This window comes from Rhodococcus sp. IEGM 1366 (assembly GCF_033142425.1).
GTDB lineage: Bacteria > Actinomycetota > Actinomycetes > Mycobacteriales > Mycobacteriaceae > Rhodococcus_F > Rhodococcus_F globerula.
The window spans coordinates 44,374-60,972 of record NZ_JAWLRZ010000004.1 but is presented as its reverse complement, the minus strand read 5'-3'; the positions used below and the strand labels follow the sequence as shown (position 1 = coordinate 60,972).

Here is a 16,599-nt window from a genome sequence, read left to right as displayed (position 1 = left end):
ACGCCTCCACTGAGTGGGGGCGTCCTTTGCGTTGACGAAACAGTGTTGACGGATCAGCGTTGCCGAATCAGCGTTGCCGGATCAGTTAAGTCGGTGGTTCGGTTGTGTCGTCGGCGGCGGCTTTCTTTGCCGCCTCACGCATTTCGATTCCGTCGGATACCCAGTCCCCGATTTCCCGCGTCACGTCGCGGACTGCACCGGCGATGATCATCGCGATGGATCCGACGTGCGTAGCCGCCGATTCCGTCAATTCCTGGACGGTGTCTTTGCGACGTTCAAATTTCCCGACCATCACGTGTGCGCCTCTCAGGCTACGGTTCTCTGGCGTTCGACAATAACACCGGTAAGACTCTGTGACTTGATCATTCCAGGCGGCAAGGCAAACTTGAAGATCTTGCCCCATACCGATCCGATCTGCTTCCAGAAGCCACCCGTGTTGTACGGCAAACCGTACTGCGCGCACAGCGCCTCGACATCAGGCGCAATCTGCGGGTACCGATGTGCCGGCAGGTCCGGGAACAGATGATGTTCGATCTGGTGGGACAAGTTGCCGGACATGATGTGGAACAACGGACTGCCTTGGATGTTGGCACTGCCGAGCATCTGACGGACATACCACTGCCCCCGAGTCTCCTCGGCCGTCTCGTCCTCCGTGAAACTCTGTACGCCGGTGGGGAAATGGCCGCAGAAGATGATCGAGTAGGTCCATACGTTCCGGACCAGATTTGCGGTGACATTTCCTGCCAGAGTGGTGACGAACAGCGGTCCGGTGAGAGCCGGGAAGATAACGTAGTCCTTGAGGACCTGCTTACCTGCCTTCTTCCACCAACCCTTGATCAGCGGTTTGACGTCGTACCATTTCCGCTTGCCGGCGAGGACATTCTCGATCTCCAGATCATGCATCATGACGCCCCACTCGAAGAGCATCATCAGGGCAAACGCCCACACCGGATTACCGAGGTAATAGGGGTTCCATTTTTGGGCTGGGTCGATACGCAGAATGCCGTATCCGATATCCCGGTCTTTGCCCAGAATATTTGTGTAGGTGTGATGCATGTAGTTGTGCGAGTGACGCCACTGGTCCGACGGACACACCGTATCCCATTCGAACACTTCGGAATTGAGGCCTGGTTCACGCATCCAGTCGTACTGACCGTGCATGACGTTGTGCCCGATCTCCATGTTGTCCAGGATCTTCGAGATACTCAGCGCGCCCACCGCTGCGAGCCACACCGGCGGCAAGAAGCCCAGATACATCAGACCTCGACCGGCAACCTCGAAACCACGCTGCGCCTTGATGATCCGATAAATGTATTCGCGGTCCTCGGCGCCGAGCGATGCCACCGTGCGATCCCGGATCGCATCCAACTCACGGCCGATTTCCTCGACCTGGTCGTAGGTGAGTACTACCGGAGCGTCGGGGTCCTTATCAGGTCCGTTGCCCAGGAAAGGAAGTGTAGAAAGGGAAAGTCCAAACATGACAGTCTCCAAAAAGTGTAGGTGTCTTCGCTCAGATATCCACGGCGACATCGCCGACGGGTGCGCTGACACAGAGTTGGATCTTCTTGTCGGGTTCGTCGTCGGTCTCACCGGTGCGAATGTTGCGTGTTCGGCCGAGCTTCTTGACGGAGGTACACGAGAAGCAGATGCCCATCCGGCAGCCGTATTCCGGACTCAGCCCCGCGGCTTCCGCCTGTTCGAGGAGGGTTTTGCCTGAGTTTTCGGCCGCCACTCCACTTTTCGTGAACGCTACTTCGCCGCCTGCGTCGCCGGGTTCAGCTGCGGCGGGTGCAAACTCCTCGGTATGGAGCCGGTGCTCGATGTCGAGTTCACGAAAGACCTCGCGCACTCCGTGCATCAGTCCGGGTGGTCCACAGAGATATGCCTGCGCATCTGCCGTTTCCGGATCGGCAATCCAGGGCGCGACCGCGCTCAGGTGCGTGTTGTCGAAGAAACCGTCCAGGTCTCCCCCACCGGATTCGGTGTACACGAGTACCAGTTTCACATTCCGATACTGCTCAGCGATGCCCTTCAACGCGTGGAGATACGACACATCCTTCTTGGTGTTCACGTAATGCAGGAACACGATCTCGCCGCGATGTTCTGCGTCGACGAGGGTGCGCAGCATCGACATCACCGGGGTGATTCCACTGCCACCGCTGATCAGGAGTATGTGGGAGGGCCGTTCCATGGGGAGCGTAAAAACACCGTCGGCCTGCGACAAGCTGACTACTAGTCCCGGTTCGGCATGCGCATTCAAATACTGCGACACCAGCCCACCGGGATGGGCTTTCACTGTGAGTTCGATAAGGCCATCACGGCTGGACGCAGAACCAGCCGGCGAGTAGCAGCGGGTATGACGCACCCCGTCGATCACGACGCCTACCTGGACGAACTGTCCGGCAGAGAATCCGCGCCACTGGCGCGTCGGACGCAGGGTCAATGTCACTGAATCAGCGGTCGGATGGTCGACCGATACGACCTGCGCGCGAATGTCGCGCACCGTCGCCATGGGATTGACGAGTTCGAGGTAACGATCGATCTGATGCGGAGCAGCCATGGCTTCGATCAGGGCCAGCCCGCGTCTGGCCAGAGTCTTGGAGGTTGATGCCATTGTCAGCCACTCTTTCCAGGTTGCATAATTTCAGTGTACAAATGTTCACTGATAATAGTGTGACAGGTGCACACAGGTATATGTCAAGATGAATGTGACGTGAGTTACGCGATCCACAGAAAGAGTCCACCGTGCCGATATCTACACTCGTACATCGTGACCAAGGCTGAGCCGGAAAATCGCGCAGCCAAGAAGGAGCGCACACGCCAAGCGCTGCTCGATACCGCGATGGATCTCCTCGCCGACCGGAGTTTTGCCGGCATCAGCCTCCGCGAAGTGGCCCGCGAGGCGGGCATCGTCCCCACGGCCTTCTATCGGCACTTCGCCTCGATGGAAGACCTCGGAGTCGTCCTGGTCGAGGAGAGCATGCGCATGCTTCGGCAAATGTTGCGCGACGCCAGGCGCGACCCCAGCCCCAAGAACGCCGGAACCTCACTCGATATCCTTGTCCGCCAGGTTCATTCACACGAGCGCGAGTTTCGCTTCCTCTGCCGCGAACGCTACGGCGGCATCAGCGAGATACGACGCGCCATCAACACCGAGATGCGATTGTTCGTCAGCGAACTCACCGTCGACCTCTCCCGAATGGCTGGGCTGGAAAACTGGCGACACGACGATCTTGAAATTGCGGCCGACCTGATCGTCGGCGTGATGTTCACCGCCGTCGTGGCACTCCTCGACGCAGGCTCGCCGGGATATCCCAGCGAAGATGCTGTAATCGCGCGGGCCGAAAAGCAGTTGCGGCTGATCATTCTGGGTATGGCTACCTGGGATCCCTCTCGAACCTAGAAACAGAGTCGAACACTACGAACTCGTACACGAGGCGTAGTTCCGGTCAGTAGTGGATCCGGAACCCGCCGATGAATGTCAGGGTGTTGCCGTCAGGATCGCTGATGCTCGACAACTGCACACCTTTGTTTGCATCCACCACCGCATCCAGCGTCAGTCCTCGCGCACCGATCGCCTCACGGTGCGTCGTGAGGTCGTCCACGGCAAAGTTGAGCAGCGCCAGACCCGCACGGCGAGTGTCCACCGTGACCTGCACCCATCCGGTGTCAGTCACGCGCCATTCCGCCAAGTTCACCATCGGGCGATTGTCAGGCCCGCGGCCGAACAGACTCGAGTACCACTGCACTGCCTCTGTCAGATCTCGAACGGGGACAACAGCGAGAACATGATCGATCGACATAAGTGTTTGTACCTCTCGACGTAGACGATGGCGCTCGTACTTAGATACTGACCCGACAGACCGGGCTAACTCATCGGCGAATTGCTTCTCTTATCGCAGCGTTCGCGAACATTCCAACGCAGCACACACCTGTTCTGCCGCGATCCGTGAGACCCTCGACGCATGAGCGATGTCATCATCATCGGTTCCGGATTCGCCGGATTATGGGCCGCGCTCGGCGCTGCTCGGCGGCTCGACGAACTCGGGATACCGGCCGGGCAGGTGTCGATCACGGTGCTCAGCGCCCAGCCCTTCCACGACATCCGGGTGCGCAACTACGAGGCCGATCTCAGCGCCTGCCGCATCCCGCTGGCCGATGTCCTCAACCCGGCCGGGATCGCCTATGTCACCGCGGAGGTGACCGCAATCGACACCGGTGCGCGGACCGTCTCCGCAAACGTCGGTGGTCAGTCGCAGACGTACGGCTACGACCGCCTCGTTCTGGCGGCAGGTAGCCGTGTAGCCCGACCCGATATCCCGGGTCTGACGGAGTTCGGGTTCGACGTCGATACCTACGACGGCGCAATGAAACTCGACGCTCATTTGACCCTGCTGGCCGAAGGACCCGTCACACCCGCCGCGGCGACCGTGGTGGTGGTCGGGGCCGGCCTGACGGGCATCGAAACCGCCTGCGAGCTGCCAGGCCGGCTCACTGCCCTGTTTGGCACCGACGTGACCTCGCGCGTGGTGCTGGTGGACCACAACCCCAACGTCGGATCGGATATGGGTGCGTCGGCGAGGCCGGTCATCGAAGCGGCATTGTCCAACACCGGAGTCGAGACACTGACCGGGATGAGTGTGACCACGGTGGACCAGGGTGGGGTCACACTGTCTTCGGATGAGATGGTGCCTGCTGCGACGGTCATCTGGTGCGCCGGCATGAAGGCAAACCCGTTGACGGCGCAATTCCCGGTCGAACGTGATCGGCTCGGACGGCTCCCGGTCGACGACTATCTCCAGGTGATCGGCGTACCAGGCGTATTCGCTGCCGGCGACGTCGCCACCGCGAAGATGGACAATCAGCATCAGTCGGTGATGTCCTGCCAGCACAGCCGGCCGATGGGCCGCTACGCCGGGTACAACGTGATCGGCGATCTGCTCGGCAATCCGATGCTGACCCTCCGCATCCCGTGGTATGTCACGGTTTTGGACCTAGGCCCGGCAGGTGCGGTCTACACCGAAGGCTGGGATCGGCAAGTTGTGGCGACCGGCGCACAGGCAAAGGCCACCAAGAACACCATCAATACCCAACGCATCTATCCGCCGTTGACCCGCGATCGGGCCGCCCTACTGACCGCCGCCGCACCGGTACTACAGACACGGCCGGCCCACGGACACCAGTAGCCTGCCTTTCGCACACCTTCCCGCAAGCGTATCGCCTGCTGAGGTGGCCGGCGGTCATCAATTCAGTCCGAATTGTGGTGTGGATCCGGAGTTGCCTCGTACGGTGGCACCATGTCCTCCACGAATACGTTTCGGATTCCTGTCGGCGACCTGACCTTCGACGTCCTGATTTCCGGTCCGGACGACGGCGTCCCGCTTCTTGCCTTGCATGGATTCCCCGAAAGCGCCGCGTCCTGGGGCAAAGTGACTCCCCTACTGACGTCCGCCGGATTTCGCGTCATAGCGCCGCATCAGCGCGGATATTCCCCCGATGCCCGTCCCTCCGGCGTCGACGCCTATCGCATCGAGCACCTTGTTGCCGATACCGTCGGCCTGCTCGACGCCCTGGGGTTGCCCGACGCTCATCTTGTCGGCCACGACTGGGGATCCGCAGTGGCCTGGCAGGTTGCGGGACGGCATCCACAGCGAATTCGCAGCCTGACCGCAATCTCTGTTCCCCACCCCACCGCTTTCGGTTGGGCGCTGCGCGAAGACCAGGATCAAAAGGAACGCTCGACGTACATCCGACTGCTCCGCCAGGAAGGGAAGGCCGAAAAGGTGTTGTCGGAGGACAACTTCCGACGATTGCGGGCGATGTTCGACGGCCAGATCGATCCCGAGTTCGCCGACGAACATATTCGCATCCTCAGTGGCGATGGAGCATTGACCGGCGCATTGAACTGGTATCGCGCCATGACTCGCGATTTCGGAGACATAGCCCCCACCACTGTTCCGACGACGTACGTCTGGAGTACGGCCGACACCGCACTCGGCCGCGCCGCAGCGGAACGATGCGGTGAATTCGTGGATGCGCCGTACGAATTTGTGGTTCTGGAGGGCGGCAGTCACTGGGTACCCGAGGAACGCGCCGAGGAACTGGCGGACGCGATAATCCGACGAGCGGGAGCCTGATCCGACCTACACCTGAGCTTCTATGTAGGTTGTCATACATATACTGACTGCCTACTACACCGATTTCACCGTCAGGAGCTTGTCGTGACCACAACCGTTGCACCCCCGCATCCGTTTGATGCCGCAGTCGACCTGGAATCCATTACGCCGGGTCTCTCGACCGGGCACACCAGTACCGCATACAACAACATGGTCGGCCCGTTCGGCGGAATCACCTCGGCCACGTTGCTGGCCTCGGTTCAGCGGCACCCCGAGTGCCTAGGTGAACCACTGTCGCTGACGGTCAATTTTGCGGGCCCGATCGCCGAAGGCCAGTTCGAGATCACTGCGCGTCCGGTGCGCACCAACCGAACGACACAGCATTGGTGGATCGAACTCGCTCAGAACGGCACCGTGGCGACTACCGCAACAGCTGTGTTCGGCCTCCGCCGCGATACCTGGGACTCCACGGAAATCGAGATGCCTGCGGTGCCGGCTGCAGAAGATGTTCCCGCGCAACCGTTCCCCGAGTTCATCGCGTGGGCTCAGAATTACGAAATGCGGTTTATCGAGGGCGCAATCCCCGATCTGGAATCCGGCGAGCATCCCGACTCCGTCTCGACTCTCTGGGTTCGCGACAGCCCGCCGCGCGCGCTTGATTTCTTCTCGCTGACCTCGTTGTGCGATGTGTTCTTTCCGCGAGTGTTCCTGCGCCGCGGCAAGATGGCTCCCGCCGGAACCGTATCGCTGACGATCTACTTCCATGCCGACGCCGCAGCGCTGGCCCGGCAGTCCGATCGCTCCGTCCTCGGAACCGCACGCACCCAGCGTTTCGGTAACGGTTACTTCGATCAGAGCGCCGAATTATGGGGCAGTGACGGCGAACTGCTGGCCACCACTCACCAATTGGTCTACTTCAAGGACTGACAGCCTCCGCACTGTCGCCTTCGGGCGCCTTGACCAGCGACAAGGCAGCCAGACCCACAGCAAGAACCACCAACAGTCCGACGATGCCGGCGCGATCCGCACCGAACATCCACGCAAACAGGCCGAACAGTGTCGGCGCAAGAAACGATACTGCTCGGCCTGTGGTCGCATACAGACCAAAAAGCTGACCTTCACGACCGGGCGGAGTGATGCGCGCCAGGAACGTTCGAGCGGACGATTGCGCCGGCCCGACAAACAGGCACAGCGCGAGTCCGAAGATCCAGAACATCACCGGCCCGGACACCGCGATCAAGATTGCACCGACCACGATCATCGACGCGAGCGATACGGTGATGACCTGCTTGGGCCCGATCCGGTCGTCGAATCGCCCTGCCACCAAGGCACCGATGGCCGAAATAACGTTGGCCGCAACGCCGAACAACAGTACGTCCGCAGCACTGATGCCGTACACATTCACGGCAAGGACAGCACCGAAAGTGAACACCCCGGCGAGTCCGTCGCGGAACAAGGCGCTCGCGATCAAGTACCAGATAGTGCGACGGTCGACGATCCACAGTTCGCGCAAGTCGCGCCACAGCACGCGGTAGGAATCGAGGAACCCCGCCTTTGCCGCACCCGGATCTGCGTCGGGCGTAGGCAACTCGGGCACCTTGAAGAACACCGGGATCGCGAAGACGGCAAACCATACCGCCGCAAGCAGTGCCACCATCCGGATGTTCAGGCCGCCGTCGGTGGTCAATCCCAGAAAACCTCGCGTGTCGCCGTCACCGACGATGAACCCGAAGTAGCAGAGCAACAACAGAACAATTCCACCGAAATAACCCATGGCCCAGCCGAACCCGGACACGCGGCCCAAGTTCTCCGGCGTCGACACCTGCCGCATCATGGCGTTGTACGGAACTCCGGCCAGTTCGAAGATCACCGAACCGATGGCGAGGAGCACAAGCCCCAGCCACAGATACCGATAGTTGTCCTCGACGAAGTACAACCCAGCCATCGACAGAACGGTGATGCCGGTGAGGATCGCCAACGACCACTTGCGCTTGCCTGACGCGTCGAACCGTTGTCCGGTGACAGGAGCAAGAATCGCGATGAAGAATCCGGCGATTCCGAGTGCCCAACTGAGCCATGTTGTGGCCGACACCGAGCCGGGTAGATCGTCGCCCACTGCGTCGGTGAGGTAAACGGAGAAGACAAAAGTCAAGATCACCGCGTTGAATGCGGCCGATCCCCAGTCCCACAGCCCCCACGCAACGACCTGACTCTTGGTCGCCGCGGCGCCTATCCCTGCGGGCGGTTCCGCCTGCGTACTTGTCGACTCTGCGCTCATGATCGCGAGCATATTCGAGCAAGAGGGACAAAACAGGGCAAACTTTTCAGGGTATGCACTTGGTTGCATATGGAACGAGGTGCATACATACTTCACTCATGGCACTCGAACACGCGCTCCTCACCTCGCTAACCGAGCAGGAGGCGTCGGGCTACGACCTGACCCGTCGATTCGACAAGTCGATCGGGTTCTTCCACAGCGCGACGCACCAGCAGATCTACCGCGTACTCAAGCGGATGGACGAAGCCGGGTGGCTCGAGGTGGAAACCGTCGCTCAGGACGGGCGCCCGGACAAGAAGGTGTATCGGGTCTCCGGAGCCGGCCGCGCCGAGCTGACGCGCTGGATAGCCGAACCGTCCGAACCCAGCCATCTGCGTAATGAACTGGCCGTGAAGATCCGCGCCGCCGGTAGCGCAGACATCCCCGCACTTCGAGACGAAGTCGCTCGCCACCGCGACGGCCACGCCTCCCGACTCGACGTCTACCGACTTATCGAGAAACGCGACTTCCCCAATCCCGCAGCCCTATCCGGATCGCCCCTGCATCAGTATCTCGTTCTGCGCGGAGGTATCCGCGTCGAAGAGGGCTTTGTCGACTGGTGCCAGGAAATTCTGGACGCCCTACCCCCTGCCGACAACAACTCTGCCGACAACAACTCCGCTGCCAGCAACTCGGAAGGACACCCGCAGCCATGACCACTCCGCAGTTCCCCCTCCTGTTCGAACCCCTCGACCTCGGGTTCACCACACTGAAGAACCGCGTAGTCATGGGTTCGATCCACACCGGTCTCGAAGACCGGGCCAAAGACATCGACAAACTTGCCGAGTACTTTGCCGAACGCGCGCGCGGCGGCGTCGGATTGATCGTCACCGGCGGCTACGCCCCCAACCGCACCGGCTGGCTCCTTCCGTTCGGAGCCAAGCTGACCAACAAGATCGAGGCGCGCCGCCATCGCCGGATCACCAAGGCAGTACACGACGCAGGTGGCAAGATCGCATTGCAGATCCTGCACGCCGGTCGGTACAGCTACCAACCGTTCAGTGTGTCGGCGTCGTCGATCAAAGCGCCGATCAACCCGTTCCGGCCACGGCGGCTCACTGATCGTGGGGTGCGCTGGCAGATCCGCAACTACGTCCGTTGCGCCAAGCTCGCTCAATCCGCCGGATACGACGGCGTCGAAATCATGGGCGGCGAAGGCTATTTCATCAACCAGTTCCTGTGCGAGCGCACGAACAAGCGTAAAGATCAATGGGGCGGTAGCTCCGAAAACCGTCGACGCATGGCCGTCGAGATCGTCAGACGTACCCGCCGCGCCGTCGGCCCGAACTTCATCGTCGTGTTCCGCCTGTCTATGGCCGATCTGGTCGAAGGCGGTCAGACATGGGATGAAATCGTCACTCTGGCACAGGAAATCGAAGCTGCGGGCGCCACGATCATCAACACCGACATCGGCTGGCACGAGTCACGGGTGCCCACTATCGTGACCTCCGTACCCCGCGCCGCCTTTGTCGACATCACCGGCAAACTCGAAAAGCACGTCAGCATTCCGGTGGTCGCATCCAACCGGATCAACATGCCCGAGACGGCTGAGGAAATTCTCACCCGCGGCGACGCGCAATTGATCTCCATGGCCCGCCCGATGCTGGCCGATCCCGACTGGGCAAACAAAGCACAACGCGGAGCACCAGACGAGATCAATACCTGCATCGCCTGCAACCAGGCCTGCCTCGACCACGCCTTTGTGCGCAAACATGTGTCCTGCCTGCTCAATCCACGCGCGGGACGCGAGACGACGCTCGTTCTCTCCGCCACCCGCCGCAGCAAGAATCTTGCTGTTGTCGGCGGCGGACCTGCCGGTCTCTCTGCAGCGTTGAATCTCGCACAACGCGGCCACACAGTCACCCTGTTCGAGGCGTCGGACACGATCGGCGGCCAGTTCGGGATCGCGCAGTTGATCCCAGGCAAGGAAGAGTTCACCGAAACCATCCGGTACTACACCAGGCAACTCGACCTTGCCGGCGTCGACGTCAAGCTTGAAACACGCGTGACTCCAGCCGATCTCATCGGATCCTTCGACGAGGTAGTGGTCGCCACCGGAGTGACGCCGCGAGTCCCGAACATCCCCGGCATCGAGAATCCGAAGGTACTGACGTACGCCGAGGTGGTCCGCGAGGGCAAGCCCGTCGGCAAGACCGTCGCTGTGATCGGGGCCGGGGGTATCGGCGTCGACGTCAGCGAATTCCTCACTCACCCAACATCACCCACCTTGCACCTGAAGGAATGGAAGCAGGAGTGGGGCGTCACGGAACCCGAGATGGCACCGGGAGCGCTCACCACACCCATCCCGGAGCTTTCGGAGCGTGAGGTCTACCTCCTGCAGCGCAAGCCCGGACGCATCGGAGCCGGCCTCGGCAAGACTACCGGCTGGGTCCACCGCGCCGCGTTGAAGAACAAGGGTGTGCATGAACTCTCCGGCGTGAACTACGAACGGATCGACGATGCCGGCCTGCACATCACCTTCGGCGAGAAGCACGAGAAGCCTCGCCTCCTCGAGGTCGACACCATCGTGATCTGCGCCGGACAGGAATCCGTGCGCGATCTCGTCGACGAGCTGACCGTTGCCGGCATGGTGACCCACATCATCGGCGGGGCAGACGTAGCCGGCGAACTCGATGCAAAACGTGCCATCGAACAGGGCACACGACTGGCCGCGAAGATCTGACCGACTACGCTGACTGATCGTGAGCCTGCCGACACCCACCACCACAGCCCGCGCCGTCGTGACCGGTGCCTCCTCCGGAATCGGAGAGGCACTGGCCACTGATCTGGCCTCCCGCGGACACTCCCTGATCCTGGTCGCACGACGCGGCGACGTCATGGAGGGTCTTGCCGAGACACTTCGCGCCAAGCACGGCGTCGACGTCGAGGTTCGTGCCTGCGATCTCTCGGACAGCGCGGCCCGTGCCGTCCTGGTCGAGGAACTGGGCACGCGTGAGATCAGCATCCTGTGCAACAACGCCGGTATCGCCACCTTCGGGCCGGTAGCCGAGCTCGACCCGAGCTACGAGCGCGCGCAGGTCGAACTCAACGCCGTCGCGGTGCACGATCTCACCCTGGCCGTTCTGCCCGGAATGGTCGAGCGCAAGTCCGGCGGCATCCTGATGGTCGGATCGGCCGCGGGAAACATGCCGATTCCCAACAATGCGACCTACGCCGCCACCAAGGCCTTCGTGAACACGTTCGCGGAATCCCTGCGCGGGGAACTCAAAGGCAGCGGCGTCAACGTCACTCTCCTCGCCCCCGGACCGGTTCGCACCGAGACCCCGGACCCCGCCGAGGCCTCGATCGTCGACAAGCTGGTCCCGGACTTCTTCTGGATCTCGAGCGAGTACACGGCCAAGGTCTCCCTCGACGGTCTGGCCGAGAACAAGATGCGCGTTGTCCCGGGCATCCTGAGCAAGGCGATGTCCGTCGCCGGCGGTTACACCCCGCGCGCAGTTGTCGCCCCGATCGTTGGCACGTTCTACAAGAAGCTCGGCGGCTGAGTCATCCGAATTTCTCGCTCGTTGGCTGTAGGGGCAATCCTTCTCACGACCGGAGGGTTGCCCTTACTGCTACCCACCACGGCAAACGCGTGCTCGTGTGTTTCCTTCGAGTCGCCGCAAGAGGCAGTGAGTGTCTCCAGCACCATCTTCCTCGGCACGCCCACCGAGAAATCCTCGGACGGGTTCGAGGACACCTATCTGTTCGACGTCAGTCGCGTCTACAAGGGTGATGTCTCGTCCGTGACGTCGGTGGGAACACTCGCAAACGGGAATGGTTGCGGCACAAGCTACGTACTCGGTACCGAACGACTGATGTTCCTGTCGGCGCCCTACGACGTCGACGCCGAATACGAGGGATACAGTTGCGCCCCCTATACCGGAACCGATTTCGACGTCCAGGCAACAGTTGAATCCGTCTACGGCGCAGGTTATGTTCCGGAAGCCGGCGGTACTCCGTCTATCGGCGTCTATATCGACAAAACAGCGGTCGTTGGCGGTGTCGCGGCGGTTGCGCTGGTGGCGGCGCTCGGTTGGTTCGGTTGGAAGCGACGACGAACGACATAAAAGGACGCCGTCAAACTCAGTCGTATCCCCGTCAAATACCCGTCAAGACAAGGTCCACCGGCACTTTTCCGGAGTAGATCTGTTGGTAGCCCCGCACCGAGCGGGTCACCCTCAGGAGATCGACGTGACGCTTCTCGACATCTTCCCGTCCCTACGCAGCGCGATGACACCGCGCTTGGATCCGGCTTTGTGGCCCATCAGCACTCGCCACGATCAGAGCGGACGGATCTGCATCGGCGACGTCTCTCTCGAAGAGATCGCCGACCAGTACGGAACCCCCACCTATGTCGTCGACGAGGCCGACGTGCGCCACCGCTGCCGGATGTATCGCGAGATCTTCCCCGACGCGGAAATCGTGTACGCGGGCAAGGCTCTCATGATTCGAGCGATGGCAAAATGGGTCTCCGACGAGGGGCTCGGGGTAGACGTCTGCTCGGCCGGCGAACTCACCATCGCACTGACAGCCGGTGTGGACCCGGCACGAATCATCCTGCACGGCAACGCCAAATCTGTCGCAGAGCTGAGAGTAGCCGTCAACGCGGGTGTCGGGCGGATAGTTCTCGACTCCCACAGCGAAGCACTACGACTGGCCTCGGTCTGCACCCGGCCGCAGAAAGTACTGATCCGAGTCACGCCCGGTATCGACATTCACGGACACAAGGCAGTGGCCACCGGCATCGTCGACCAGAAGTTCGGCCTGCCGGCATTCTCCGAAGAATTGGATCGTGCGGTTGCCGCCGTCAGCGCAGCGCCTCACCTCCAACTTATCGGCCTCCATTGCCATCTCGGTTCGCAGATCACCGATCCCGAACATTTCCGCTCCGGGATCAACACGATGATCGCGCAAATGGACGACATACGTCGTTCTCACGGGATCATCCTCACCGAACTCGATCTCGGGGGCGGGCACGGAATCCCGTACGTCCCCGGTGACGCGCAACTCGACCTGACTCGACTGGCAATTGTCATCGACGAATCACTCGATGACGCCTGCACCCGAAATCGCTTTCCTCGCCCCGAAATCGTCCTCGAACCCGGCCGGGCCATCGCCGCTCGGGCCGGTGTCACGCTGTACCGCGTGGCGAACATCAAGACCATCAGCGGCGGCAGGACATTTGTCTCCGTCGACGGCGGCATGAGCGACAATCCGCGAGTGTCGTTGTACAACAGTCGCTACGACGTCGAATTGGTCAACCGACATTCGAATGCGCCGCTCGAGGAAGTGACCGTCGTGGGGCGGCATTGCGAATCGGGAGACGAAATTTCCGTCGGCATACAACTTCCCGCAGACCTTCACGAGGGCGATCTGTTGGGAGTGCCGTGTACCGGCGCCTATCACCACAGCATGGCATCCACCTACAACAGTGTGTGCCGTCCGCCGGTGATTGCCGTGCTCGGTGGCGTCGCACGACCATTGATCCGACGCGAATCGATCAACGATCTACTCGCCCGCGAGGTCGGCATCTGACACTCGCGGGCGTCGAATCGTCAGCGCCTACGGCGGCTACCGGTTCCGAAGATACTGCGCGAGATTTCCCGACCGGCAGCAGATGCCGCCGATTTGAGGAAGCTCTTGACCGCAGAATTGCCGAGAATCTGCTCGGCGATGTTGGGACCCTCCGGCGCGGCCGGTGGCGGCGGCGGAAACTGCGACAGATCCGGTAACGGCGGCAGATCCAGCGACGGGTCTGCCGTTGGCGCCCCGGCCACCTTGGCCGTCAGCCTCTCGTACGCCGATTCGCGATCGATCGTCTGACCGTACTTCTGGTGGAGCGGACTCGACGCCGCCGCGGCTGTGATGGCGTCGTTGCCGATCGTGTCCATCAGGGAGCGAGGCGGACGAATCTTGGTCCAGGCCACCGGTGTCGGCGCACCCTTCTCCGAGAGGACGGTCACGATGGCCTCGCCGGTTCCCAACGACGTGAGTGCCTTCTCGAGGTCGTAATGCTCCGTCTTCGGGTACGTGCGGACCGTCTTGTTGAGCGCCTTCTGATCGTCCGGAGTGAACGCACGCAGAGCGTGCTGCACCCTGGCTCCCAGTTGCGACAAAACAGAATTGGGGATGTCGGTGGGCAACTGCGTGCAGAAGAACACACCGACACCCTTGGAGCGAATCAACTTCACGGTCTGCTCGACTTGCTGAAGGAAAGCCTTCGACGCGTCGGCGAACAACAGATGAGCCTCGTCGAAGATGAAGACCAACTTGGGTTTCTCCAAGTCCCCTTCTTCCGGCAGGGTCTGGAACAGGTCTGCCAGAACCCACATCAGGAACGTGGAGAACATCGCCGGACGCGCGGCCTGCGCGCCGAGTTCGAAGAGTGTGATGACGCCGGCGCCACCGACAACCCGCAGCAGGTCCTCGGTTTCGAGTTCCGGTTCACCGAAGAAGGTGTCACCACCGTCGGCCTCGAGATTGACCAGCGCGCGCAGGATGACCCCAGCCGTGGCCGTTGACACGCCGCCGATTCCCTTCAGATCTGCCTTGCCTTCGGCACTGGTGAGGTGCGCGATGACCGAACGCAAGTCCTTGAGATCCAACAACGCCAGGCCCTGAGTATCCGCCCAGTGGAAAATCAATCCGAGCGTGGACTCCTGAGTCTCGTTGAGCCCCAGCACCTTACTGAGCAGGATCGGCCCGAAACTCGTGATGGTGGCGCGGACCGGAATCCCGATCCCGCCGGTTCCCAGCGACAGAAATTCGACGGGCATACCGGACGGAGTCCAGGAGTCGTCACCCGTCTCGATCGCCCGAGCTGTGATCTTGTCGTTGCTCTCCCCCGCTTTGGACAATCCCGAGAGATCACCCTTCACATCCGCCATCACGACGGGCACACCCGCGGCGGAGAGCTGTTCCGCGATGCCCTGCAACGTCTTGGTCTTGCCCGTACCGGTTGCACCGGCAATCAAGCCGTGACGGTTGACGGTGGCCAAGGGAATACGTACCCGGGCTGCCGGATCTGCAACTCCGTCGACAACAATCGACCCCAGCTCCAGCGCCCGACCCTCCGACGAATAGCCCGCGGCGATCTCGGCTGCAACACCCGATGGAGCCGGGGGCGTGGCTGCGCCTTGCGCAGCAGCACTCTCTGCGGCGAGAGCCTCACGCTCAGCGTCCTCGGCGGCCTGTGCGGCCTCGGCAGCAACTCGAGCAGCTTCGGCAGCAGCGGCCTTGGCCACTTTCGCCTTCTCGGCCGGCGTCAGTGAAACAGCGCCGTCCTTGGGATCCACGGTCATACAAGGCCCTCCTCATTTGCACTACAAAAGAAGATCTACGCGCGTCGAGATGTCACCGCAGACCTTATCCTTCCGGCCGTGCCCACTACTGTGTTCCTGGTGCAGGACAAATTGGTATGGATCGATTGTGAAATGACCGGGCTGCGGCTGGAGTCGGACAAACTCATCGAGATTGCGGCTCTGGTAACCGACAGCGAATTGAACATCTTGGGCGAAGGCGTGGACATCGTCATCCACGCCGACGACGACGCGCTGGCCGCAATGCCGGACGTCGTGAAGAAGATGCACGCCAAATCGGGTCTGACCGAAGAAGTTCGCAAGTCGACGGTCACGCTTGCCGAGGCGGAAAAGGAGGTGCTCGCCTACATCCGTGAGCACGTGCCCGTCGCCGGCACCGCTCCCCTGGCGGGCAATTCCATTGCCACCGACCGCGGATTCATCTCGCGGGACATGAGCGCGCTGGACACCTACCTGCACTACCGGATGATCGACGTCAGCTCCATCAAGGAGCTCTCGCGTCGCTGGTACCCGCGAATCTACTTCGGCCAGCCCGAAAAAGGCCTCGCGCACCGCGCCCTGGCCGACATCAAGGAATCCATCCGCGAACTCAAGTACTACCGCAGTACCGCATTTGTCCCCGCTCCCGGACCGTCCAGCGCGGAGATCGCAGCCGTCGTAGAGGGCCTCGGGCCTGCCTGACCTGCCGATTGGCATCCTGGCCAACTTTCAGGCTAGTATCTTCTACGTCAAAGCAACCGGGTCAAACCGGTCGCCGAGGCAATGGTGGGCGTAGTTCAGTTGGTAGAGCACCAGGTTGTGATCCTGGCTGTCGCGGGTTCGAGTCCCGTCGCTCACCCAAAGG

At 61.5% G+C, this 16,599-nt stretch carries 16 protein-coding genes and 1 tRNA gene; 11 read left to right on the top strand and 6 right to left on the bottom strand.

Translation table 11 applies throughout. The annotated features are described in order from the left end of the window. Positions 1 to 85: 85 nt before the first annotated feature. From R4P64_RS13050 to R4P64_RS13040, 3 genes are read right to left on the bottom strand one after another with little or no spacing between them, the layout of a single operon-like run. Positions 86 to 292, bottom strand: coding sequence for a hypothetical protein (locus R4P64_RS13050; protein ID WP_033232783.1), 207 nt, complete (start codon positions 290 to 292; stop codon positions 86 to 88). 14 nt (positions 293 to 306) lie between these two features. Then, positions 307 to 1,479: an acyl-CoA desaturase gene (locus tag R4P64_RS13045; protein WP_317821146.1), complete on the bottom strand. Its 1,173-nt coding sequence runs from the start codon at positions 1,477 to 1,479 to the stop codon at positions 307 to 309. A gap of 31 nt (positions 1,480 to 1,510) precedes the next feature. Then, on the bottom strand, positions 1,511 to 2,614 hold the full coding sequence (locus R4P64_RS13040; protein ID WP_317821145.1) for a ferredoxin reductase: 1,104 nt from the start codon (positions 2,612 to 2,614) through the stop codon (positions 1,511 to 1,513). 156 nt (positions 2,615 to 2,770) lie between these two features. On the opposite strand from R4P64_RS13040, the gene R4P64_RS13035 reads away from it, so the two are divergent. After that, on the top strand, positions 2,771 to 3,403 hold the full coding sequence (locus R4P64_RS13035; protein WP_239654703.1) for a TetR family transcriptional regulator: 633 nt from the start codon (positions 2,771 to 2,773) through the stop codon (positions 3,401 to 3,403). A gap of 46 nt (positions 3,404 to 3,449) precedes the next feature. Here R4P64_RS13035 and R4P64_RS13030 read toward each other — a convergent pair whose 3' ends face one another. Next, the gene (locus R4P64_RS13030) at positions 3,450 to 3,803 is read right to left on the bottom strand and encodes a VOC family protein (RefSeq protein WP_045066909.1); all 354 of its coding nucleotides are present in this window, start codon (positions 3,801 to 3,803) and stop codon (positions 3,450 to 3,452) included. A 162-nt stretch (positions 3,804 to 3,965) separates the two neighbouring features. Here R4P64_RS13030 and R4P64_RS13025 point away from each other — a divergent pair, with 162 nt between their 5' ends. From R4P64_RS13025 to R4P64_RS13015, 3 genes are all read left to right on the top strand, one after another. Then, complete coding sequence (locus R4P64_RS13025) at positions 3,966 to 5,186, top strand: NAD(P)/FAD-dependent oxidoreductase (RefSeq protein WP_317821142.1); 1,221 nt, start codon at positions 3,966 to 3,968, stop codon at positions 5,184 to 5,186. Positions 5,187 to 5,297: 111 nt separating this feature from the next. Then, the gene (locus tag R4P64_RS13020) at positions 5,298 to 6,137 is read left to right on the top strand and encodes an alpha/beta hydrolase (RefSeq protein ID WP_317821140.1); all 840 of its coding nucleotides are present in this window, start codon (positions 5,298 to 5,300) and stop codon (positions 6,135 to 6,137) included. An 84-nt stretch (positions 6,138 to 6,221) separates the two neighbouring features. Next, the gene (locus R4P64_RS13015; protein ID WP_045066907.1) at positions 6,222 to 7,043 is read left to right on the top strand and encodes an acyl-CoA thioesterase; all 822 of its coding nucleotides are present in this window, start codon (positions 6,222 to 6,224) and stop codon (positions 7,041 to 7,043) included. Here the strand turns inward: R4P64_RS13015 and R4P64_RS13010 are convergent. Next, positions 7,033 to 8,394, bottom strand: coding sequence for an MFS transporter (locus R4P64_RS13010; RefSeq protein ID WP_045066906.1), 1,362 nt, complete (start codon positions 8,392 to 8,394; stop codon positions 7,033 to 7,035). The genes R4P64_RS13015 and R4P64_RS13010 overlap by 11 nt on opposite strands. A 98-nt stretch (positions 8,395 to 8,492) precedes the next feature. Between R4P64_RS13010 and R4P64_RS13005 the strand changes: the two genes are divergently transcribed. From R4P64_RS13005 to lysA, 5 genes are all read left to right on the top strand, one after another. After that, positions 8,493 to 9,089, top strand: coding sequence for a PadR family transcriptional regulator (locus R4P64_RS13005; RefSeq protein ID WP_092808734.1), 597 nt, complete (start codon positions 8,493 to 8,495; stop codon positions 9,087 to 9,089). Continuing rightward, positions 9,086 to 11,116, top strand: coding sequence for an NADPH-dependent 2,4-dienoyl-CoA reductase (locus R4P64_RS13000; protein WP_045066904.1), 2,031 nt, complete (start codon positions 9,086 to 9,088; stop codon positions 11,114 to 11,116). The genes R4P64_RS13005 and R4P64_RS13000 overlap by 4 nt, the downstream gene beginning before the upstream one ends. Positions 11,117 to 11,135: 19 nt before the next feature. Continuing rightward, entirely contained in the window at positions 11,136 to 11,939 is an 804-nt protein-coding gene (gene cmrA, locus R4P64_RS12995; RefSeq protein ID WP_033232762.1) for a mycolate reductase, read from the top strand. A gap of 126 nt (positions 11,940 to 12,065) precedes the next feature. Then, positions 12,066 to 12,503: a hypothetical protein gene (locus R4P64_RS12990; protein ID WP_317821134.1), complete on the top strand. Its 438-nt coding sequence runs from the start codon at positions 12,066 to 12,068 to the stop codon at positions 12,501 to 12,503. Positions 12,504 to 12,627: 124 nt separating this feature from the next. Then, positions 12,628 to 13,971 (top strand): diaminopimelate decarboxylase, encoded by a 1,344-nt coding sequence (gene lysA / locus R4P64_RS12985; RefSeq protein WP_033232758.1) that lies wholly within the window; start codon positions 12,628 to 12,630, stop codon positions 13,969 to 13,971. A gap of 20 nt (positions 13,972 to 13,991) precedes the next feature. Here lysA and R4P64_RS12980 read toward each other — a convergent pair whose 3' ends face one another. Next, on the bottom strand, positions 13,992 to 15,737 hold the full coding sequence (locus R4P64_RS12980) for a helicase HerA-like domain-containing protein (RefSeq protein ID WP_317821133.1): 1,746 nt from the start codon (positions 15,735 to 15,737) through the stop codon (positions 13,992 to 13,994). A 99-nt stretch (positions 15,738 to 15,836) separates the two neighbouring features. Here R4P64_RS12980 and orn point away from each other — a divergent pair, with 99 nt between their 5' ends. Continuing rightward, a complete protein-coding gene (gene orn, locus R4P64_RS12975) occupies positions 15,837 to 16,436 on the top strand; it encodes an oligoribonuclease (protein WP_072782550.1) in 600 nt (199 codons plus the stop codon). An 84-nt stretch (positions 16,437 to 16,520) separates the two neighbouring features. Then, a tRNA-His gene (locus R4P64_RS12970) sits at positions 16,521 to 16,593 on the top strand. Positions 16,594 to 16,599 lie beyond the last annotated feature (6 nt).